This window comes from Gammaproteobacteria bacterium (assembly GCA_036383255.1).
Taxonomy (GTDB): domain Bacteria; phylum Pseudomonadota; class Gammaproteobacteria; order Natronospirales; family REEB76; genus DASUBN01.
On the sequence record DASVOS010000002.1, the window covers coordinates 12,008 to 32,936 of the forward strand.

Annotated in this window: 18 protein-coding genes and 7 tRNA genes; 16 read left to right on the plus strand and 9 right to left on the minus strand. The window is 66.4% G+C overall.

From position 1 onward, the window contains the following. The first annotated feature begins 1 nt into the window (after position 1). Positions 2–616 (plus strand): tRNA-(ms[2]io[6]A)-hydroxylase, encoded by a 615-nt coding sequence (locus VF651_00140; GenBank protein ID HEX7964102.1) that lies wholly within the window; start codon positions 2–4, stop codon positions 614–616. Here VF651_00140 and VF651_00145 read toward each other — a convergent pair. The 3 genes from VF651_00145 to VF651_00155 are packed head-to-tail and all read right to left on the minus strand — an operon-like array spanning position 613 to position 2,897. Beyond that, complete coding sequence (locus tag VF651_00145) at positions 613–1,356, minus strand: UDP-2,3-diacylglucosamine diphosphatase (protein ID HEX7964103.1); 744 nt, start codon at positions 1,354–1,356, stop codon at positions 613–615. The two genes, VF651_00140 and VF651_00145, sit on opposite strands and share 4 nt — an antisense overlap. Continuing rightward, positions 1,353–2,102: a peptidylprolyl isomerase gene (locus VF651_00150; GenBank protein ID HEX7964104.1), complete on the minus strand. Its 750-nt coding sequence runs from the start codon at positions 2,100–2,102 to the stop codon at positions 1,353–1,355. The genes VF651_00145 and VF651_00150 overlap by 4 nt, the downstream gene beginning before the upstream one ends. Before the next feature lie 36 nt (positions 2,103–2,138). Then, positions 2,139–2,897 (minus strand): peptidylprolyl isomerase, encoded by a 759-nt coding sequence (locus VF651_00155; GenBank protein ID HEX7964105.1) that lies wholly within the window; start codon positions 2,895–2,897, stop codon positions 2,139–2,141. A gap of 86 nt (positions 2,898–2,983) precedes the next feature. On the opposite strand from VF651_00155, the gene gltX reads away from it, so the two are divergent. Together gltX and cysS are read left to right on the plus strand one after the other, a co-directional pair. Beyond that, on the plus strand, positions 2,984–4,402 hold the full coding sequence (gltX, locus tag VF651_00160) for a glutamate--tRNA ligase (GenBank protein HEX7964106.1): 1,419 nt from the start codon (positions 2,984–2,986) through the stop codon (positions 4,400–4,402). Positions 4,403–4,413: 11 nt separating this feature from the next. Next, positions 4,414–5,799, plus strand: a complete 1,386-nt coding sequence (gene cysS / locus VF651_00165; protein HEX7964107.1) for a cysteine--tRNA ligase — start codon at positions 4,414–4,416, stop codon at positions 5,797–5,799. A gap of 163 nt (positions 5,800–5,962) precedes the next feature. On the opposite strand, the gene VF651_00170 is transcribed toward cysS, so the two are convergent. The 3 genes from VF651_00170 to VF651_00180 form a co-directional block, all read right to left on the minus strand. Next, positions 5,963–6,038: transfer RNA gene (locus VF651_00170), tRNA-Lys, on the minus strand. A gap of 37 nt (positions 6,039–6,075) precedes the next feature. After that, a tRNA-His gene (locus VF651_00175) sits at positions 6,076–6,151 on the minus strand. Between the two features lie 38 nt (positions 6,152–6,189). After that, a tRNA-Arg gene (locus tag VF651_00180) sits at positions 6,190–6,266 on the minus strand. Between the two features lie 233 nt (positions 6,267–6,499). On the opposite strand from VF651_00180, the gene VF651_00185 reads away from it, so the two are divergent. The 11 genes from VF651_00185 to VF651_00235 all read left to right on the plus strand — a co-directional run bounded on the left by VF651_00185 (position 6,500) and on the right by VF651_00235 (position 16,541). Further along, positions 6,500–6,576 (plus strand) — tRNA-Pro (locus tag VF651_00185). 84 nt (positions 6,577–6,660) lie between these two features. After that, a complete protein-coding gene (gene folD, locus VF651_00190) occupies positions 6,661–7,509 on the plus strand; it encodes a bifunctional methylenetetrahydrofolate dehydrogenase/methenyltetrahydrofolate cyclohydrolase FolD (GenBank protein ID HEX7964108.1) in 849 nt (282 codons plus the stop codon). Positions 7,510–7,718: 209 nt separating this feature from the next. Next, positions 7,719–7,803, plus strand: a tRNA-Leu gene (locus tag VF651_00195). A gap of 60 nt (positions 7,804–7,863) precedes the next feature. Next, a complete protein-coding gene (gene tig / locus VF651_00200) occupies positions 7,864–9,195 on the plus strand; it encodes a trigger factor (protein ID HEX7964109.1) in 1,332 nt (443 codons plus the stop codon). Between the two features lie 32 nt (positions 9,196–9,227). Continuing rightward, entirely contained in the window at positions 9,228–9,848 is a 621-nt protein-coding gene (gene clpP, locus VF651_00205; GenBank protein ID HEX7964110.1) for an ATP-dependent Clp endopeptidase proteolytic subunit ClpP, read from the plus strand. Positions 9,849–9,955: 107 nt separating this feature from the next. Then, positions 9,956–11,242 carry an ATP-dependent Clp protease ATP-binding subunit ClpX gene (gene clpX, locus VF651_00210; protein ID HEX7964111.1) on the plus strand — a complete coding sequence of 429 codons (1,287 nt, stop codon included), beginning with the start codon at positions 9,956–9,958 and terminating at the stop codon, positions 11,240–11,242. A gap of 134 nt (positions 11,243–11,376) precedes the next feature. Then, positions 11,377–13,755 carry an endopeptidase La gene (gene lon / locus VF651_00215; GenBank protein ID HEX7964112.1) on the plus strand — a complete coding sequence of 793 codons (2,379 nt, stop codon included), beginning with the start codon at positions 11,377–11,379 and terminating at the stop codon, positions 13,753–13,755. A gap of 326 nt (positions 13,756–14,081) precedes the next feature. Further along, positions 14,082–14,354 (plus strand): HU family DNA-binding protein, encoded by a 273-nt coding sequence (locus VF651_00220; GenBank protein ID HEX7964113.1) that lies wholly within the window; start codon positions 14,082–14,084, stop codon positions 14,352–14,354. A 21-nt stretch (positions 14,355–14,375) separates the two neighbouring features. Next, positions 14,376–14,451 (plus strand) — tRNA-Val (locus VF651_00225). Between the two features lie 8 nt (positions 14,452–14,459). Next, positions 14,460–14,536: transfer RNA gene (locus VF651_00230), tRNA-Asp, on the plus strand. 70 nt (positions 14,537–14,606) lie between these two features. Continuing rightward, entirely contained in the window at positions 14,607–16,541 is a 1,935-nt protein-coding gene (locus VF651_00235) for a SurA N-terminal domain-containing protein (GenBank protein ID HEX7964114.1), read from the plus strand. Positions 16,542–16,608: 67 nt separating this feature from the next. Here VF651_00235 and VF651_00240 read toward each other — a convergent pair whose 3' ends face one another. From VF651_00240 to gloB, 3 genes are read right to left on the minus strand one after another with little or no spacing between them, the layout of a single operon-like run. Continuing rightward, complete coding sequence (locus tag VF651_00240) at positions 16,609–17,394, minus strand: enoyl-ACP reductase (protein HEX7964115.1); 786 nt, start codon at positions 17,392–17,394, stop codon at positions 16,609–16,611. Positions 17,395–17,436: 42 nt separating this feature from the next. Continuing rightward, entirely contained in the window at positions 17,437–18,897 is a 1,461-nt protein-coding gene (locus tag VF651_00245) for a transglycosylase SLT domain-containing protein (protein HEX7964116.1), read from the minus strand. 25 nt (positions 18,898–18,922) lie between these two features. Next, on the minus strand, positions 18,923–19,699 hold the full coding sequence (gloB, locus tag VF651_00250; protein ID HEX7964117.1) for a hydroxyacylglutathione hydrolase: 777 nt from the start codon (positions 19,697–19,699) through the stop codon (positions 18,923–18,925). 78 nt (positions 19,700–19,777) lie between these two features. On the opposite strand from gloB, the gene VF651_00255 reads away from it, so the two are divergent. Both VF651_00255 and rnhA read left to right on the plus strand, forming a co-directional pair. Continuing rightward, a complete protein-coding gene (locus VF651_00255) occupies positions 19,778–20,482 on the plus strand; it encodes a methyltransferase domain-containing protein (protein HEX7964118.1) in 705 nt (234 codons plus the stop codon). Beyond that, positions 20,479–20,928, plus strand: coding sequence for a ribonuclease HI (rnhA, locus tag VF651_00260; GenBank protein ID HEX7964119.1), 450 nt, complete (start codon positions 20,479–20,481; stop codon positions 20,926–20,928). Before VF651_00255 ends, rnhA begins: the two co-directional genes overlap by 4 nt. Position 20,929: the final 1 nt, after the last annotated feature.

The following is a 20,929-nucleotide window of genomic DNA, read 5'->3' on the forward strand; positions in this document are numbered from 1 at the left end:
TATGCCCGTCACCAAGGAACATCCGAGCCCCGCCGCGATGCTGGGCTGCCCGACTCCCGCCCGCTGGGTGGAGGCGGCGCTCGCGCAGCAGGACGTGCTGCTCATAGATCACGCTAACTGCGAGAAGAAGGCCGCCGCCACCGCCTTCAACCTCATGTTCCGCTATGGCGAGCGGTTGCCGGAACTGCAGGAAGCGCTCTCGCGCCTCGCGCGGGAGGAACTGCGCCACTTCGAGCAGGCGGCGCGCATCCTGCGCGCCCGCGGCATCGAGTACCGGCCGCTCACGGCGGCGCGCTACGCGGAAGGCTTGCGCGGGCACCTGCGCAAGAAGGAGCCTGAACGTCTCACCGACCTCCTGGTGATCGGGGCGTTCATCGAGGCCCGCTCCTGCGAGCGCTTCGGCGCCCTGGCGCCGGTGTTGGACGGGGAACTATCGGCTTTCTACCACGGCCTGGATGCCGCCGAGTCGCGGCACTTCAGGCTCTACCTCGGCATGGCGGAGAAGTATGGCGCGGGGGATGTGGCGGAGAGAGTAGAGCTGTTCCGGGGCGTGGAAGCGGAACTGATCGGTTCCAAAGACAAGCTATTCAGGTTTCATTCAGGGATGCCGGTTTAATCCGCCTTCCCGTCGGACACGCGCCGGTCCGAGAGCATCCCGCCGCTCTTATCCCAAGTTAATCTGCTGGACTGTTCGTACCAGTCTCCCAGCACGATGCGCTCCAGGTGCTTGCCGTCCGCTGACGTGAAGCGGTGCACCGCGGGCCGGTGGGTGTGGCCGTGGATGAGGCGCGTCACGCCGTGCTGGCGCATCAGCTCCTCCACCGCCTTCGGGTTCACGTCCATGATGTACTCCGCCTGGGTGGCGGTGTGGGCCTTGCTCTGGGCGCGCGCGGCGGCGGCGATGGCGCGCCGCTCCGCGATGGGCTTGGAGAGGTAATCCTGCTGCCAGGCCGGGTCCCGCAGCATGCGCCGCACCATCTGGTATTCCTTGTCGTCGGTGCAGAGCGTGTCGCCGTGGACCAGCAGGGTGGGGACGCCATAGAGGTCCAGCACCGTGGGCTCCGGCAAGAGCTCCACGCCGGTCCTGTCCACGAAGCCCTGGCCGATGAGGAAGTCCCGGTTGCCGTGCATGAGACGGATCGGCAGGCCGGCGCGGGTGGCTCCGCGCAAGGCCGCCATCACCAGCGCCGAGTGGGCGTCATCGTCGTCGTCGCCGATCCAGGCCTCGAAGAAGTCCCCCAGGATGTAGAGCGCCTGGGCGCGGCGCGCGTCTTCCCGCAGCAGCTTCAGGAACGCATCCGTGGTCTCCGGCCGCGACCCATCCAGGTGCAGGTCGGAGATGAAGAGGGTGGTCATTGCCTGACGGCACCCGGCAGCGGTTCCAGCGTGACCTTGAGGATCTTCACCGGCTGCACCGGTACGTCGTGGAACGCATCATCGGGTTTGTTGCCCTTCGGCACCACGGTATGGGTCTCGACGGTGGCGATCTTGCGCACCACGTCCATGCCTTCCACCACCTGGCCGAACACCGCGTAGCCCCAGCGGTCCGGGCGCGGGTCGAGCTTCCGGTTGTCCTCGAGGTCGATGTAGAACGCCGCTTGGGCGCTGTGAGGATAGGCGTCGGTGCCCATGCCGATGGCTCCCGGCTGGTTGCTGAGGCCGTTGCCGGACTCGTTCGGGATGGGCGCGCGCTTGGGCTGGTGGTACTTGAGCTCGGGCGTGAAATCGCCGCCCTGGATCACGAAGCCAGGGACCACCCTGTAGAAGCCGCTGTTGTCGTAGTAGCGGTCCTTCACGTAGGCCAGAAAATTCTTCACCGTGAGCGGCGCGCGTTCGGCATTGAGCTGTACCAGGATATCGCCCATGTTGGTCTCGATCTTCACCAGCCGGTGGTTCTCGTCCACTGGCACGCGCTGCACCGGAGTTGGGGGCGGCGGCGGCAGGTAGCGCACGGGCTGGGCCGGCGGGGGCGGGCAGTCGGCGGCCGCCATCGTGGCGCCGGCGGGTGCCTGGGTCTGCACCGGTGCCGCCGGGTTCACCGGGGCCTGGCTGCAGGCGGCGAGCATGGCGACGCTCAGGAGAGCGATGAGTGATGTGCGCATGGCGGTTCCTTGTCGATGATCAATCATATCAAGACGTCACGGTTTCCCGGCGCGTGGCATGGGCAGCAGCGTCACCTTGAGGACTTTCACCGGCTTCACAGGCACGTCATCGTAAGGCGCCACCGCGTTCATCAGCGTCACGGTATGGGTCTCCACCGCGGCGATCTTATCCACCACGTCCATGCCCGCCACCACCTGACCGAACACCACGTAGCCCGGGTTGCCGGCGTAGGGAGCGAGTTGCTGGGTGTTGTCCTGCACGTCTATGAAGAACGCGGCGTTGGCGCTGTTCGGGTCCTGGTCATGCGCCAGTGCGACGCTGCCGCGCTGATGGATCAAGGAGTTCTTCTCGAAGCGCACGGACTTGTGCGTGGGTGGGCGGTAGTCGAGACCTGCCGTGTAGTCACCGGCCTGGATCACGAAGCCGGGTATCACCCGGTAGAAACCACTGCCGTCGTAGTAACGTTCCTTGACGTACATCAGGAAGTGCTTGACCGTGAGCGGCGCCTGGACGGCGTCCAGTTGCAGGGTGATGTCGCCATAGTTGGTGTGGACCCGCACCTCGCGGTGATCCTTGTCCACCGGTACCTCATGGGGCGGTGGGGGTGAGGCAGGGGCAGCGGGTGCAGCCGGCTGGACCTGCGGCGGCGGGGCGGCAGCCGGTGCCGGGACGGTGGCAGCGGCGGGCGCAGGAGCGGCCGCAGGTGCCGGTTGCACCGGAGCAGGCTGCACGGGCGCCTGGCTGCAGGCGGTGAGCAAGGCCAGGGTCAGGAGAGCGGTGAGCGAGACGCGCATGGGGCAGTCCGGGGCTGACGATATCTCATCATAACCAATACCCGGCGGCGGTCCGTGGGTTCGGCCCTGATAAAATGCCGCCAGCTATGGTCACCCGCACCCGTTTCGCGCCGAGCCCCACCGGCCACCTGCACGTGGGCAATGCCCGCACCGCGCTGTTCTCGGCGCTGCTGGCGGCGCGCGACGAAGGCAGCTTCCTGCTGCGCATCGAGGACACCGATGCCAGCCGTTCCCTGCGGGCGCTGGAGGACGAGTTGCGGGAAGACCTCGCCTGGCTCGGCATCGCCTGGCAGGAGGGTCCGGACGTGGGCGGCTCGCATGGTCCCTATCGCCAGTCCGAGCGCGGCGACATCTACGCGGACCATCTCAAGCAGCTCGCCGACAGGGGCAAGGTCTATCCCTGCTTCTGCACCGCCACCGAGCTCGAGGTCTCGCGCAAGGCGCAGCTCTCCGCCGGCAAGCCGCCGCGTTACGCCGGCACCTGCGCGAAGCTCGGTACCGCCGAGATCGAGACGCGGCTCGCCCGGGGAGACCGGCCGGCATTGCGCTTCCGGGTGCCGGAGCAGGGCGAGACCGTGTTCGTGGACCTGGTGCGGGGCCGGCAGGCCTTCGCCCACCACGACATCGGCGACTTCATCATCCGCCGCGCCGACGGCAGCCCGGCGTTCTTCTTCAGCAACGCGGTGGACGACGCGCTCATGGGCGTGACCCACGTGCTGCGCGGTGAGGACCACCTGGCCAACACGCCGCGCCAGTTGCTGCTGCTGGAGGCCCTCGGCCTCAAGGCGCCTTACTACGCGCATCTGTCGCTCATTGTGGGACAGGGCGGTGCGCCGCTCTCCAAGCGCGAGGGCGGCGGCAGCCTCAAGGACCTGCGGGCCGAGGGCATCCTGCCCAAGGCGCTGCTCAATTACCTGGCGCGCCTCGGCCACAGCTACGCCGATAACGCGCTGGCGGATTTCGCCACCTTGGCCCGTAGTTTCGATGCCGCGCACCTGGGGCATTCGCCGGCCCATTTCGACCATACCCAGCTGGAGCACTGGCAGGGAGAGGCGGTGCGCCATGCCTCCAGCGCGGAGCTGTGGGATTGGATGGCGGTGGTGCATCCTGAGATCGCCCGGCTGGTCCCGGAATCGCGGCGGGAGGCATTCGTGGCAGCGGTGCGGGGCAACGTCACCCGGCCGCTGCATGGCGCGGAATGGGCCGCAGCGCTGTACGTGGCGAAGGTCGAACCCGCCCAGGATGCCCTGGCCGCCCTGAAGCGGGCGGGCAGGGGCTTCTTCGACGCGGTGCAGGGCGTGCTGCGCCAGTCTCAGCCTGAGTTCAAGCCCTTCGCCCAGGCGGTGGGCGCCGCCACCGGGTGCTCAGGCAAGGCCCTCTACCAGCCGCTGCGGGCCGCGCTCACTGGCCGCCTGGACGGACCGGAGATGGAGAAGCTGTGGAAGCTCATGGACCCCAAGCTCATCGAAGCCCGATTTAACCGCGCCGCAGCCGACAACCTATAACATCAGCCGCCATGCTCGAGATATACAACTCACTCACCCGCAGGAAAGAGACTTTCAAGCCCATGCGCGACAGGGAAGTGCGCATGTACGTCTGCGGGCTCACGGTCTACGACCACATGCACATCGGCCACGCGCGCATGCTGGTGGCCTTCGACATGGTGGCGCGCTGGTTCCGGGCGAGCGGCTACAAGCTTACCTACGTGCGCAACATCACCGACATCGACGACAAGATCATCAAGCGCGCCGCCGAGAATGGCGAGAGCATCGAGGCCCTGACCGGACGGTTCATCGGATACGTCCACGAGGATGAGCGGGCGCTCAAGGTGCTGCCGCCGGACATCGAGCCCAAGGCAACCGGCTCCATCGAGGCCATGATCGACATCATCCAGCGGCTCATGGATAAGGGCCTTGCCTACCAGGGCAGCGACGGCGACGTGTTCTACGCGGTATCCAAGTTCAAGGACTATGGCCAGCTCTCCGGCAAGCGCCTGGAAGACCTGCGGGCCGGCGAAAGGGTCGAAGTGGACAGCGCCAAGAAGGATCCGCTGGACTTCGTGCTGTGGAAGAGCGCCAAGCCCGGCGAGCCCGCCTGGCCCTCGCCCTGGGGCGCGGGCCGCCCCGGCTGGCACATCGAATGCTCGGCCATGTCCACCACCGCGCTGGGCGAGACCTTCGACATCCACGGCGGCGGCATGGACCTCGCCTTCCCGCACCACGAGAACGAGATCGCCCAGTCGGAGGGCGCCACCGGCAAGCATTTCGTGAACCTGTGGATGCACAACGGTTTCGTCAACGTGGACGACGAGAAGATGTCCAAGTCCCTGGGCAACTTCTTCACGGTACGGGACGTGCTCAAGCTCTACCCGGCGGAAGTGGTGCGCTACTTCATCGTGAGCAGCCACTACCGCAGCCCCCTGAACTACTCCGACGCACAGCTCGACCAGGCCCGCGCGGCGCTGGGCCGCCTCTACATCGCACTGCGTAAGATGCCGGCCGCTGAGGCGCCGAAGGAGAGTGTCTACCGTACCCGCTTCGCCGAGGCCATGGACGACGACTTCAACACGCCCATCGCCATGAGCGTGCTCTTCGATCTCGCCCGAGAGGTGAATACCCTGCGCGAGGCCAAGCCCGCTGAAGCGGCGTCCCTCGCCGCGCTGCTCAAGGAACTGGGCGGCTTGCTGGGCCTGCTGGAGTCCGATCCGGATGCTTATCTGCAGTCCGGCGCGGAGAAGGGCGAGGGCCTGCCGGCCGAAGAGGTCGAGAAGCTCATCGCCGCACGCAAGGCTGCGCGGGCGAACAAGGACTGGAAGGAAGCGGACCGTCTGCGGGCGGAACTCGACAAGGCCGGGATCGTCATCGAGGACGGCGCCGGCGGGACCACCTGGCGCAGGAAATGAGATTTAAGAGAGTGAAAAGCAAAAACCCCCTGACGGGGGTTTTTGTTTAAGGAGGAACCCTCTGGTGGGCCGTGTAGGACCGGGCGCATGCGCCCGGCGCTTTGCCATGGATGGCAAAGCCGTTTAGCGCCAGGGAGGGGGAGGAGGCTAGTGAAGAACCCTCTGGTGGGCCGTGTAGGACTTGAACCTACGACCTACTGATTAAGAGTCAGCAGCTCTACCAACTGAGCTAACGGCCCACCAGAGGGTTCTTCAATCTTCAGACTAGACCAAATTTGGGGTGGACGATGGGACTCGAACCCACGACAACCGGAATCACAATCCGGGGCTCTACCAACTGAGCTACGCCCACCATAGAAAACCGCGATCGGACCCAGGCGCCTTGCTTAATGGCGCGCCCGGGGAGACTCGAACTCCCAACCGCCGGCTTAGAAGGCCGGTGCTCTATCCAGTTGAGCTACGGGCGCTTCGACGTCTATCTGGGCTCTCTCCGGGGCGCAGATTCTATCAGACCGGGAAAGCGCTAGCCACGTTTTTGAGGGGAATCAGGGGGTTGGTCGGGGCGACAGGGCAAGGTCGACAGACCGAGCGCCCGCACAAGGAGGTGCGGGCAGGACATGGCGCCAGGGATGGCACCGTGAAGGGCGTAAACGGGTAGGCTCCGAAAGCAGGCTGTTATACTGCTTCCGTCTTGTGCGACCGGGGCGTAGCTCAGCCTGGTAGAGCACCTGCTTTGGGAGCAGGGGGTCGCAGGTTCGAATCCTGTCGCCCCGACCAAAATTCGGCTATTTTCCTCCTAGCGCATGTCCAGGCCATCCGCCGATGGTGGGTCGCTGCCACGCATGCGACAATCCGGCGCATATGACCGCCCAGCTCATAGACGGTAAAGCCTTCGCCGCAGGATTGCGCCGGGATATCGGCCGGCAGGTGGCCGCGCGCCAGCGCGCGCCGGGCCTCGCGGTGGTGCTGGTGGGGGCGGACCCGGCTTCGCAGATCTACGTGCGCAACAAGCGTCAGGCCTGTGAGCAGGCGGGCTTCGTCTCCAAGGCCTACGACCTGCCGGTGGACACCTCCGAGGCCAGGCTCCTGGGCCTCATCGACGAGCTCAACGCGGACCCGGCCATCGACGGCATCCTGGTGCAGCTCCCCCTGCCGGGGCACATCCACACCGAACTCGTGATCGAGCGCATCCGCCCCGACAAGGACGTGGACGGCTTCCATCCCTACAACATCGGCCGCCTGGTCCAGCGCATCCCGCGGCTGCGGCCCTGCACGCCTTTCGGCATCATCAAGCTCCTGGAGCACTACGGCGAGAAGTTCTACGGCCGCCACGCGGTGGTGGTGGGGGCTTCCAACATCGTGGGCCGGCCCATGGCCTTGGAGCTCTTGCTGGTGGGTGCCACCGTCACGGTCTGCCACCGCTTCACCGACCATACCGAGCGCTACGTGGGAGAGGCCGACATCCTGGTGGTGGCGGTGGGCAAGCCGGGGCTGATCCGGGGCGAGTGGGTGAAGCCCGGCGCCACGGTGGTGGACGTGGGCATAAACCGCATGCCGGACGGCGGCGTGCGGGGCGATGTGGAGTTCGAGAAAGCCCGGGAGCGGGCCGCTTTCATCACGCCGGTGCCCGGGGGTGTCGGGCCCATGACCGTCACCATGCTGCTCGCCAACACCCTGACCGCCGCCGAAGAGCACGACCGGGCCAGATAATCCCCCGTTTCCGGAGCCTTGTACCGCTTCCCGCCGCCCATATGTCATGGAAGACATGCGTTTTGGCGTGAAAAGCGTCCTCCGACCCCTTCCAGAGCCGGTTTTGCCGAGTCTGACCCCAAAATTCGGGGTTCCCGCCCCTAGCCGGTATAATAGTGTCCGGGCAGGCTCGTCCGCGGGCCGGCCCGCCGGTGACGGCCACTCAAACCGCGAAAGTGGCGGAACTGGTAGACGCGCTGGATTTAGGTTCCAGTGGGGTAACCCGTGAGAGTTCGAGTCTCTCCTTTCGCACCAGAGACCAGTAAGCCTTCCGGGGCTGCGCAACGTTAAACGCATACAGAGGAACGAGTCCAAATGCAGGTTTCACTCGAAAAGTCCGACGGCCTGGAGCGCCGCATGAAGGTGCAGGTCCCCGCAGAGCGCGTGGAGCGCGAGACGGAGGATCGCCTCAAGTCCCTGAGCAAGCGCGCCAAGGTCGACGGTTTCCGTCCCGGCAAGGTGCCGTTCAAGGTGGTGAAGCAGCGCTTCGGCGAGCAGATACGTTCCGAGGTGGTCACCGATCTCCTGCAGTCCAGCTTCAACGAGGCCCTGGCGCAGCAGAAGCTGAATCCCGCCGGCGGCCCGCGCATCGACTCCATCGATGCCGCCCCGGGCAAGGACCTGAAGTTCACCGCGGTGTTCGAGGTCTATCCCGAGATCAAGCTCAAGGGCGTGGAAGGGATCAAGGTCGAGCGTCCTGTGGCCGAGGTGGCCAAGGAGGACATCGACGCCATGGTGGACAACCTGCGCCACCAGCGCGCCACCTGGGAAGCCGTGGAGCGCGCCGCGAAGGACGGCGACCGCGTGCTGATCGATTTCGAGGGCTCGGTGGACGGCGTGCCGTTCCCGGGCGGCAAGGGCGAGCGCGTGCCGGTGGTGCTGGGCGAGAAGCGCATGCTGCCGGACTTCGAGCAGGGCCTGCAGGGCATCAAGTCCGGCGAGTCGCGCGAGTTCGGCGTGAAGTTCCCGGCGGACTATCACGCCAAGGAGCTGGCCGGTAAGCAGGCCCAGTTCAAGGCCTCCGCCCATGAGGTGGAAGGCCAGGTGCTGCCGGCGCTGGACGATGAGTTCTGCAAGGCCTTCGGCATCAGCGAGGGCGGCATCGAGAAGCTGCGCTCGGAAGTCGCCGACAACATGAAGCGCGAGCTGGATGAGACCATCCGCCGCAAGCTCAAGGACCAGGCGCTGGAAGCGCTGCTGAAGGCGAACAAGCTCGACCTGCCCAAGTCGCTGGTGGACGAGGAGATCGAGCGGCTGCGCCACGATGCGCTGGTGCGCATCGGCGTGCGCGACGCCAAGAAGGCCTCCGAGCTGCCGCGCGAGCTGTTCGAGGAGCAGGCCGTCAAGCGCGTGAGCTTAGGGCTTCTGGTGGGCGAGGTCATCAACCAGCAGCGCCTCACGGTGGACCCGAAGCGCGTGGACGAGCGCCTGCAGCGCATGGCCGGCGAGTACAGCACGCCGGCCGAGGCGGTGCGCAGCTTCCGCGCCAACCAGGACATCATGCGCCAGGTCGAGACCCTGGTGCTGGAGGAGCAGGCGGTGGACTGGCTGTTGGGCCAGGCCTCGGTGACCGACAAGCCGACCACCTTCAAGGCCCTCATGAACCTGCACGAGCATGACCACGATCATGACCATCACGACCATTGACGCCGCGACCCGGCGAAGGTGACTGAACGAACATGAATACGGAAACCAAGGCTCTGAACCTCGTCCCCATCGTGGTGGAGCAGACCGCCCGCGGCGAGCGTTCCTACGACATCTACTCGCGCCTCCTGAAGGAGCGGGTGGTGTTCATCGTCGGGCCGATCGACGACTACGTGGCGAACGTGGTGGTGGCGCAGCTCCTGTTCCTGGAATCCGAGAACCCGGACAAGGACATCAGCGTGTACATCAACTCGCCGGGCGGCGTGGTGACCGCGGGCCTGTCGATCTACGACACCATGCAGTTCGTGAAGCCGGACATCTCCACTATCTGCGTGGGCCAGGCGGCCAGCATGGGCTCGCTGCTGCTGGCGGCGGGCGCCAAGGGCAAGCGCTACTCGCTGCCGCACTCGCGCGTCATGATCCACCAGCCCCACGGCGGCGCCCAGGGCCAGGCCTCGGACATCGAGATCCAGGCCAAGGAGATCCTGTACCTGCGCGAGCGGCTGAACCAGATCTTCGTGAAGCACACCGGCCAGACCCTGGAGGCCATCCAGCGCGACACCGACCGGGACCGTTTCATGAGCGGCGAGGAGGCGGTGAAATACGGCCTCATCGACAAGGTGCTGGAGCGCCGCGCGGTCCTGCCGGCGGCCTGAGGGCCTTGGCCCGCGCGGGGCTTGAGGACTATTGAAGGCGGGGCCCGGGCCCCCCATAGTGTGTAGAGGCCCGGCCGGGAGGCGGGGCCCCAAGGAGGCGAGGCGAGATGGCGGAAGATACCCGCGGCAAGGGTGAAGACGGCAAGCTGCTTTACTGCTCCTTCTGCGGCAAGAGCCAGCACGAGGTGCGCAAGCTCATCGCCGGGCCCTCCGTGTACGTGTGCGACGAGTGCGTGGAACTGTGCAACGACATCATCCGCGAGGAGATGCAGGAGCAGTCCCAGGCCTCGCGCAGCAAGCTGCCGCGCCCGCAGGAGATCAAGACCGTACTGGACCAGTACGTGATCGGCCAGGAGCGCGCCAAGAAGATCCTCTCGGTCGCGGTCTACAACCACTACAAGCGCCTCGACGTCCGCAGCGCCCGCAACAAGGACGACGTGGAGCTGGCCAAGAGCAACATCCTGCTCATCGGCCCCACCGGTTCGGGCAAGACCCTGCTCGCCGAGACCCTGGCGCGCCTGCTGAACGTGCCGTTTACCATCGCCGACGCCACCACGCTTACCGAGGCCGGTTACGTCGGCGAGGACGTCGAGAACATCATCCAGAAGCTGCTGCAGAAGTGCGACTACGACGTGGAGAAGGCCCAGACGGGCATCGTCTACATCGACGAGATCGACAAGATCTCGCGCAAGTCCGACAACCCCTCCATCACCCGCGACGTGTCGGGCGAGGGCGTGCAGCAGGCCTTGCTGAAGCTGATCGAGGGCACCATCGCCTCGGTGCCGCCGCAGGGCGGCCGCAAGCACCCCCAGCAGGAGTTCCTGCAGGTGGACACCAGCAACATCCTGTTCATCTGCGGCGGCGCGTTCGCCGGTCTCGAGAAGATCATCCGGCACCGCACCGAGAAGAGCGGCATCGGCTTCATGGCCGAGGTGAAGGGCAAGTCCGAGATCCGCAACGTCGGCGAGGTGCTGCACGAGGTCGAGCCGGAGGACCTGATCCGCTTCGGCCTGATCCCGGAGTTCGTCGGACGCCTGCCGGTGGTCGCGACCCTGGAGGAGCTCGACGAGACCGCGCTCATGCGCATCCTCACCGAGCCCAAGAACGCGATCACCAAGCAGTACCAGAAACTGTTCGAGATGGAAGGCTGCGAGCTCGAGTTCCGCGACGACGCGCTGCGCTCCGCCTCCCGCAAGGCCATGGAGCGCAAGACCGGCGCCCGCGGCCTGCGCACGATCCTTGAATCTGTCCTGCTCGATACCATGTATGAGCTGCCGTCCATGGACAACGTGTCCAAGGTGGTGATCGACGAGTCGGTCATCAACGGCGACAACAAGCCGTACATCATGTACGAGCGCGAGAAGAAGCAACTGGCCGCCTCGGCGCGCGAATGAACCGGGAGCGGGGCTTGAGCCCCGCTCCGGTGATCCCGCCCGTCCCGCCTGCGGCGCCCTGACCAAACCCTATTTCCTGACAGGTAAATACCGTGGCCGAAAACCGTCAATCCGATCTGCTCGAAGGCCAGCCGATGCTGGTGCCGGTGCTGCCGCTGCGCGACGTGGTGGTGTACCCGCACATGGTCATCCCGCTGTTCGTGGGCCGCGACAAGTCCATCAAGGCGCTGGATCACGGCATGCAGGCCGGCAAGCAGATCCTGCTGGTGTCGCAGAAGAGTCCCGAGGTGGATGACCCGTCCGACAAGGATCTCAACCACGTCGGCACCCTGTCCACCATCCTGCAGCTTCTGAAGCTGCCGGACGGCACCGTCAAGGTCCTGGTGGAGGGCGGCGACCGCGCCAAGATCCTGCAGATCAACGACGGCCCGTACTTCTCCGCCATGGTCACGGTGCTGCGCCAGCAGGGCCAGTACGACGAGCGCGAGGCCGACGTGCTGATGCGTTCCGCGCTCTCGCTGTTCGACCAGTACGTGAAGCTCAACAAGAAGATACCGCCGGAGATCCTCACCTCCCTGGCGGGTATCGACGCGCCCGGGCGCCTGGCGGACACCATCGCCGCTCACATGCAGCTCAAGCTGGACGAGAAGCAGAAGATCCTCGAGATCGAGGACGTGCGCGAGCGCCTGGAGCACGTCATGGCCCTGATCGAGGGCGAGATCGACGTGCTGCAGATCGAGAAGCGCATCCGCACCCGCGTCAAGCAGCAGATGGAGAAGAGCCAGCGCGAGTACTACCTCAACGAGCAGATGAAGGCGATCCAGAAGGAGCTCGGCGAGCTCGAGGATGCGCCCAACGAGCTAGAGGAGCTGGAGCGCCGCATCCAGAAGTCCGGCATGGGCAAGGACGCGCGCGAGAAAGCCACCTCCGAGCTCAACAAGCTCAAGCTCATGTCGCCCATGTCCGCGGAAGCGACCGTGGTGCGCAACTACATCGACTGGCTGGTGAACGTGCCGTGGAAGCGCCGCACCCGCGTGCGCCACGACCTGGCCGGCGCCCAGGCGGTGCTGGACGAGGACCACTACGGGCTGGAGAAGGTCAAGGAGCGCATCCTCGAGTACCTCGCGGTGCAGCACCGCGTGCAGAAACTCAAGGGCCCGATCCTGTGCCTGGTGGGCCCCCCGGGCGTGGGCAAGACCTCGCTCGGCCAGAGCATCGCCCGCGCCACTAACCGCAAGTTCGTGCGCATGTCGCTGGGCGGCGTGCGGGACGAGGCCGAGATCCGCGGCCACCGCCGCACCTACATCGGCTCCATGCCCGGCAAGATCCTGCAGAACATGTCCAAGGTCGGCACCCGCAACCCGCTGTTCCTGCTGGACGAGATCGACAAGATGTCCATGGACTTCCGCGGTGACCCCTCGTCGGCGCTGCTGGAGGTGCTGGACCCCGAGCAGAACACCACCTTCAACGACCATTACCTGGAGGTGGATTTCGACCTCTCCGAGGTCCTGTTCGTCGCCACCGCCAACACCATGAACATCCCGGCTCCGCTGCTGGACCGCATGGAGGTGATCCGCCTCCCCGGCTACACCGAGGACGAGAAGATCAGCATCGCCAGGAACTACCTGGTGCCCAAGCAGATGCGCAACAACGGCCTCAAGCCGGAGGAGCTGTCCATCGGCGAGGGCACGCTCACCGACATCGTGCGCCATTACACGCGCGAGGCCGGCGTGCGCAACCTGGAGCGCGAGATCTCCAAGATCTGCCGCAAGGTGGTCAAGAACCTGCTGCTGAAGCCCCAGGCAGACAAGGTCGAGGTCAACCCCAAGAACCTGGACGAGTACCTGGGTGTGCAGCGCTTCCGCTACGGCCGCGCCGAGGAGCACGACCAGGTGGGCCAGGTCACCGGCCTCGCCTGGACCGAGGTGGGCGGCGAGCTGCTCACCATCGAGTCGACGGTGGTGCCCGGCAAGGGCAAGCTCATCCACACCGGCCAACTCGGCGGCGTGATGCAGGAGTCCATCCAGGCGGCCATGACCGTGGTTCGCAGCCGCGCCAGCCTGCTCGGCATCGAGCCGGACTTCCACCAGAAGTACGACGTGCACATCCACGTCCCCGAGGGCGCCACGCCGAAGGACGGACCCAGCGCCGGCATCGGCATGTGCACCGCGCTGGTCTCGGCGCTCACCAAGATCCCGGTGCGGGCTGACGTCGCCATGACCGGCGAGATCACCCTGCGCGGCGAGGTGCTGCCGATCGGCGGCCTCAAGGAGAAGCTGCTGGCGGCACACCGCGGCGGTCTCACCACCATCGTCATCCCGCAGGAGAACGAGAAGGACCTGGCGGAGATCCCCAAGAACATCAAGAGCGCACTCGACATCAAGCCCGTGCGCTGGATCGACGATGTGCTCAAGATCGCCCTGCAGCACATGCCGGAGCCCAAGCCGGCCGAGCAGGCCGCCGTGGCCGACGGCGCGCCCAAGGCCGAGCCGGAAGGCGTGCGTCCGCATTGATAAAGTGCGGCCACGTTTTAACTTAAGACGAGAGGCGCGCCTGACGGCGCGCCTCTCTTTATCCAGCCCCGTCAACCACTTGCCGCCGCCTGTGCGTGAGGCGGTGGACCTGTCCGGAGCCGCCGCGGACGGCCGTTTGCACGGAGCTTCCGGTTGACATGCCTTTTCGGCGCTTGGTAGCTTGATGCGCGACCCCCCGTGCTTTCAGGGAGTGCGGGGTCAGAAGACGAAGCTCGAGCCGCCTCCAAGCGGCCGGACGGAAGTATCAAGAGGCCCCCGACAGGGGATACCCATCCAGATCCAGGCAACCCACAAGGTAAATCAACATGAACAAGGCTGAACTGATCCACGCGGTGGCGGAATCGACCAAGCTCTCGCAGGCCGACGCGGATCGCGCGGTGCAGGCGGTGCTCGGCGGCATCACCAATGCGCTCGTCAAGGGCGAGCAGGTGGTGCTCGTGGGCTTCGGCACCTTCACCGTGAAGCAGCGGGCTGCCCGTACCGGTCGCAATCCCCAGACCGGCCAGACCATCCACATCGCCGCCAGCAAGGTTCCGGGTTTCAAAGCTGGCAAAGCCCTGAAGGATGCCGTAAACTAGCGCGCTCTCTGACCGGCCAAGGGGTGTTTAGCTCAGCTGGTAGAGCACCGCCCTTACAAGGCGGGGGTCGTGGGTTCGAGCCCCTCAGCACCCACCATCCGCTGCGGAGCGGTAGTTCAGCTGGTTAGAATACCGGCCTGTCACGCCGGGGGTCGCGGGTTCGAGTCCCGTCCGCTCCGCCATTTGAACTCGAGTGAAGGGCGCCGCAAGGCGCCCTTCACACATGGGAATCCCGACTAGAGGTCTGTCTCCATGGTCATCCAGGCACTACGCGACAACATCCCGAAATGGATCACCGGCCTCATCCTGGGGCTCCTGGTGGTGCCCTTCGCCCTCTGGGGTATCAACTCCTATTTCACGGCCTCGGCCGACAACTCCGCCGCCGTGGTGAACGGCGACGAGATCACGCCCAGCGACTACCAGCGGGCCTACCAGGGCCAGTACGCGCGTCTCGAGCAGTATTACGGCGAGGCCTTCCGGCCGGAGATGATCGACGAGAAGATGTTGCGCCAGCAGGTGCTGGACAGCCTGGTGAACGAGACCCTGCTCAACCAGCAGGTGGCCAAGGACCACTACACCGTCGGTGATGCCCAGCTGGTGGACGCCATCCAGAAGATGTCCCAGTTCCAGGTGGAAGGGAAGTTCTCCACCCAGGTGTACCGCTCCACGCTGGCAGCCTCCGGCCTCACGCCCGAGGAGTTCGAGCGCCGTGACCGCCAGGGCATCGTGGTGGGCCAGTTCCAGGGCTCCATCACCGACAGCGCCATCGCCACCCCGGCCGAGCTCGCCGCCGCCATGGCCGTGCGCGGCCAGCAGCGCGAGCTGAGCTACCTCCTGGTGAACAGCAAGCCGTTCCTCGCCAAGGCCCAGGCCAGCGATGCCGAGATCGAGGCCTATTACAAGGCCCACCAGTCCGAGTTCATGACGCCGGAGAAGGTCACGCTCGCCTACGTGGAACTCGACGAGGCCGCGCTCGCCAAGCAGGTGCAGCCCTCCGACGCCGAGCTGCAGGCGCTCTACCAGCAGCAGATGGACAAGTACCGCCAGGACGAGACCCGCGACGCGCGCCACATCCTGATCGCGGTGAAGGACGGCGATCCCAAGGCCGACGCGGCCGCCAAGGCCAAGGCCGAGGATATCCTGAAGCAGCTCAAGGCAGGCGCCGACTTCGCCAAGCTCGCCCGCCAGTACTCCGATGACCCGGGTTCCAAGGGCCAGGGCGGCGACCTCGGCAAGGTCTCGCGCGGCGTGATGGTGAAGCCCTTCGAGGACGCGCTGTTCGGCATCGCCAAGGTCAATGACATCGCCGGCCCGGTGAAGACGCAGTTCGGCTACCACCTCATCCAGCTCGAGGGCATCGAGGCGGCGCAGGTGAAGTCCTTCGCCGAGGTCAAACCGCAGCTTCTGGCGGACTACCAGAAGAAGCAGGTCGACGACAAGTATTTCGCAATGGGCGACCAGCTCGCGAACCTCGCCTACGAACATCCCGAGTCCCTGGACGCGGTGAGCAAGCAGCTCGGCCTGCCGGTGCAGGTGACGGGCGACGTCACCCGCGATGGCGGCGAGGGCATCGGCGCCAACGCCGACGTGCGCAAGGCCGCGTTCAGCGAGCAGGTGCTGACCCAGGGCGGCAACAGCGAGCCCATCCCGCTCGGGCCCAACCACGCGGTGGTGGTGCGGGTGAAGGGTCACGTGCCGAGCGAGGCCATACCGCTGGCGCAGGTGAAGGACAAGATCGCAGGCCTCGTGAAGCAGCAGCATGCCACCGACGAGACCGCCAAGCTCGCCGCCTCGCTGCTGGACAGCCTGAAGAAGGGCACCGATCCCGCCGCCGCGGCCAAGGCCGCCGGTGCCGGCGTCACCCAGGTGAGCCCGGGTTTCGTCAGCCGCAACCAGCAGGGCGTCGCGCCGGAGATACTCTCCGCCGCATTCGGCGCGCCGCAGCCGGCTCCCGGCGCCAAGAGCTACGCCAGCGCGCAGCTCGATGGCGGCAACGAGGCGGTGGTGGTGGTGAGCGCGGTGAAGCCGGGTGACACCGCCAGCATGACCGAGCAGCAGCGCCTGGCCGCCATGCGTAGCCTCTCGCGGCAGGACGGCGATGCCGAGTTCGGCGCCTACCTCGCCTACCTGAAGAAGAAGGCCGACATCAAGGTCAACACCAAGAACATCGACCAGTCGGACCAGTAAAAGGCTTTCCTTCGAGAAGCAAAAAAGGCCCGCCAATGGCGGGCCTTTTCTTTGCACGTCGCCGGAACTATTTGGTGATGTTCATGGCCACGTGGCTGTAGCCCGCGTCCACGTACAGGATCTCGCCGGTGATGCCGGACGCGAGGTCCGAGCAGAGGAAGGCGGCGGCGTTGCCCACATCCTCCGTGGTCACGTTCCGGCGTAGCGGGGTCTGGCTCTCGGCATGCTTGAGGATGTCGCGGAAGCCGGAGATGCCGGCGGCCGCCAGGGTCTTGATCGGCCCGGCGGAGACGGCGTTGACGCGGGTGCCCTCCGGCCCCAGGGCGTAGGCGAGGAAGCGTACGTTCGCTTCCAGGCTGGCCTTGGCGAGGCCCATCACGTTGTAGCTCGGCAGGGCGCGCACCGCGCCGAGATAGCTCAGGGTGAGGATCGAGCCGTTGCGGCCCTGCATCAGCGGGCGCGCCGCCTTGGCCAGCGCCGCCAGGCTGTAGGAGCTGATGTCGTGGGCGACGCGGAAGCCCTCGCGGTTCACCACGTCGGCGTAGTTGCCCTCCAGCTGGTCGCGGGGTGCGAAGCCCACCGAGTGGACCAGGATGTCCAGGTGGTCCCAACGCTGCTTGAGGCCGGCGAAGGCGGAGTCGATCTCGGCGTCGCTCGCTACGTCCATGGGGAACACGATGTCGGAGCCGAATTCCCGGGCCATCTCGATGACCCGCTCCTTGAGGCGCTCGCCCTGGTAGGTGAAGGCCAGCTCCGCGCCCTCGCGCTTGAAGGCCTCGGCGATGCCGTATGCGATGGAGCGGTCGCTGGCCAGGCCGACGATGAGCGCGCGTTTACCTGCGAGAAAACCCATGGCTGTTCCCCGTATGTCGGAAGGCGACAGTATAAAGCAGCGTCAGCTGCCGGAGTTGACCCGACGGCCCCCGTAGATCACCAGCCGGTCGCCCTTGTGCAGGACGTGCCGGGTGGAGATCTTGTTCCACTGGCGGATGTCGTTGACGGTCACATGGTAGTGCTGGGCGATGACCCACAGGGACTCGCCGTCCTTCACCTTGTGCAGGATGCGTCCGCCCGGCAGGTGCAGGTCTGTGATGCCGGCGATGCGCTGCTGCTGCGCCTGCACGCTGGCGGCGGCCAGCGTCTGGCGCGACACCGGCACCAGCAGGGTCTGGTTGACGTGCAGCAGGTTGCTGCGCAGGCCGTTCAGCTCCTTCAACACCGCCACCGTGGTGTGGGCCTTGGCGGCGACGCCGCCGATGGTGTCGCCCTTGCCCACCTTATGGGTGGCCCACTGGATGCGGTCATGGGGCGGCAGCGCGGCGAGGCCTTCCTGGAAGGTCTCCTTGGAGTCCAGCGGCACGAACAGGAGATAGGGGCCCGCCGGGTCCGTGGCCCAGCGGCTGTAGCCGGGATTGAGCAGGTACATCTGCTCGGTGGTGATGCCGGCGAGCTTGGCAGCGGTGGCAAGGTCGATCTGGCCGCCCGCGTCCACCTGCGTCAGGTACGGCTGGTTCGGGATGGCAGCGAGGTCCACGCCCATGTGCTTGGGGTCCGCCACCAGCTTGCAGATGGCCATGAGGCGCGGCACGTAGGCGCGGGTCTCCGCCGGCAATTCCAGGTTCCAGAAATCGGTGGGCTTGCCGCGGCGCTTGTTGAGCGCGATGGCGCGCTCCACCGTACCGGGGCCCGAGTTGTAGGCGGCGAGCGCGAGCAGCCAGTCGCCGTCGAACTCGTTGTGCAGGGCCTGCAGGTAGTCGAGCGCGGCCTGGGTCGAGGCGGCCACGTCACGGCGGCCGTCATACCACCAGTCCTGCTTAAGCTCGTAGATGTTGCCGGTGGCCGGCACGAACTGCCACAGGCCGGAGGCGCGGCCATAGGAATAGGCGAAGGGATCGAAGGCGCTCTCCACCACAGGCAGGAGCGCGATGTCGAGCGGCATCTTGTGCGCCTCCACCTGCTGCACGATGTAGTGCAGGTAGGGGCGGGCGCGGCCGGCCACGCGGTTCAGGTACTCGCCATGGGCGGCGAACCAGGTGAGCTCGCCTTGCACCCGCGCATCGCTGACGATCCCTGAGCCCTGCAGCGTGAAATGCCGGGCCAGGTAGTCCCACAGGTCGTCGTACTTCGGCTCCTCCGCGGGCGTGAGCGTCACATCGCTCCACTGCACGTCGGGACCGGTGTCGGTGCCGTCGGCGAGGTCCGGGATCGGCGTCGCACTGTCGGTGCCGAGGCCGTAGGTGGTCGCGGCGGCGGGCGCCATGCTGGTGGCGGGAGCCGGAGCGGTGGCGTCCTGGCGCGGAGCAGCGGCGCAAGCCGCGAGCGAGAGCAGGGCACAGGACAAGGCGAGGCGTTTCATCGGGTCTCCGGTCTCGGCAGCAAGGCTACTGGAATCCATCCTTCCAACTGCGGATCGCGGCGAACACGTCCACCGGATCCGTCAAAACTCTTCCGGCCTGTCGCGAGGCCGCTTCCATCACCGCCGGTTCAGTGCAACGCAAGAATGGGTTCACTTGCCGTTCAATGGCGAGCGTCGAGGGGAGAGTGGCTTCACCCCGCGCGCGTTTCGCCTCGCACTCGGCGGTGTAACGTCGTATCGCCCGGTTGTCAGGCTCCACCGTTGCCGCGAATCGCAGGTTGGCAAGGGTGTATTCGTGTCCGCAACAGATCCGCGTGTCGGGTGACAGTGCCGCGAGCTTCGTGAGCGAGCCGTGCATCTCCTCGGGTGTGCCCTCGAAGAGCCGGCCACACCCCGCGCTGAACAGGGTATCACCGCAGAAGATTATACCGCAGCCTTCGAAGGCGATATGTCCCGCAGTGTGGCCCGGTATGTCCAGTACCCGGAAGCGGGCCTGGAGTCCCGGCAGTTCCACCAGCACGCCTTCGCCCAGGGCGACGGTCACCGCATCCTGCGCCTCGCGGGCAGGGCCGAACACCGGGCAACGATGCCGAACTGCGAGTTCCGCGGCGCCACCCATGTGGTCGGCATGGTGATGCGTCACCAGCACGGCACAAAGTTTAAGATTCCGTGCATCCACTGCGGCGTTCACCGGAGCGGCATCGCCCGGATCCACCGCCGCGGCGTTGCCCGCGGCATCCACAAGCAGCCATATGTAATTATCGCGGAAGGCGGGGAGCGCGCTTAGGGTGAGTTTGTCCATGCGGACATCCTAGCGGAGGTGCGGCCAACCAGCCCGCGAATTATGTTACTGTCGCGCAGCAATCAGCCCGGCACAGCGATGGACACGGATCTCAAGGCCTGGTGGCAGACCAAGACCGGCGCCTACCTGCTGAAGCAGGAGCGCGCCGCCCTGGGCTGCACCTTGCCCACCCAGTTCGGCTTCTATCTGGTGCAGTCCGGCTGCTGGGGACCGCCCGGCACTCTGCTGGAGTCCAGCCCCATCCGCACCCGGCTGATCGTGGGCGAGTGCGGAGAGGCGGGTGCCGGCGTTTCCGGCGATCCTTCCTATCTGCCGCTGGCGTCGGATTCCGTGGACACGGTGCTCCTGCCCCACACCCTCGAACGGGTGGCGGAACCGGAGAAGGTGCTGCGCGAGGCGGAGAGGGTGCTGCACGGGGAGGGCCATGTGGTGGTCCTGGGCTTCCACCCTTTCGGCCCTTGGGGCCTGCTGCGCTACTTCGGCGCACGCCCGCCCTGGAACGGGCGTTTCCTGAGCGTCTGGCGCCTCAAGATCTGGCTCAGGGTGCTCGGCTTCGAGGTGATCAGCGTGAGGCAGACCCTGTTCCGCCCGCCGTGGCGCGCGCCCGGCATGCTGCTGCGCAGCGCGTTCCTGGACCGTCTGGGCTGGCGCCTGAGCGCGGGGGGTTATATGGTTGTGGCGCGCAAGCGCGTGTTCGGCATGACACCGCTGCGCATGAAGCGTGCGCGGCCGCAGCCCGCCTTCAGTGGGGTGGCGAAACCGACGATCCGGAGCATGTCATGAGCGGGATGGAGATTTACACGGACGGGGCCTGCCGCGGCAACCCCGGGCCCGGCGGCTGGGGGGTGCTGATCCGCGAAGCGGGGAGTGAGCGCGAGCTGTCCGGCGCCGAGTCCGCGACCACGAACAACCGCATGGAACTCACCGCCGCCATCATGGCGCTGCGGGAGGCGCCTGCCGGCAGCAGCGTGGACATCTATACCGACTCGAAATACGTGCTGGACGGCCTCAATACCTGGTTGCCCGCCTGGAAGCGGCGCGGCTGGAAGACCGCCGACAAGAAGCCGGTCAAGAACCAGGACCTGTGGCTGGCGCTGGACGAGGCCAACGCGCGCCACAGCGTGCGCTGGCACTGGGTGAAGGGCCATTCGGGCCACGACGGCAACGACCGGGTGGACCGCCTCGCGAACCTCGCCATAGACAAGCTGCTCAGCATCGGGGCGCCCTGAC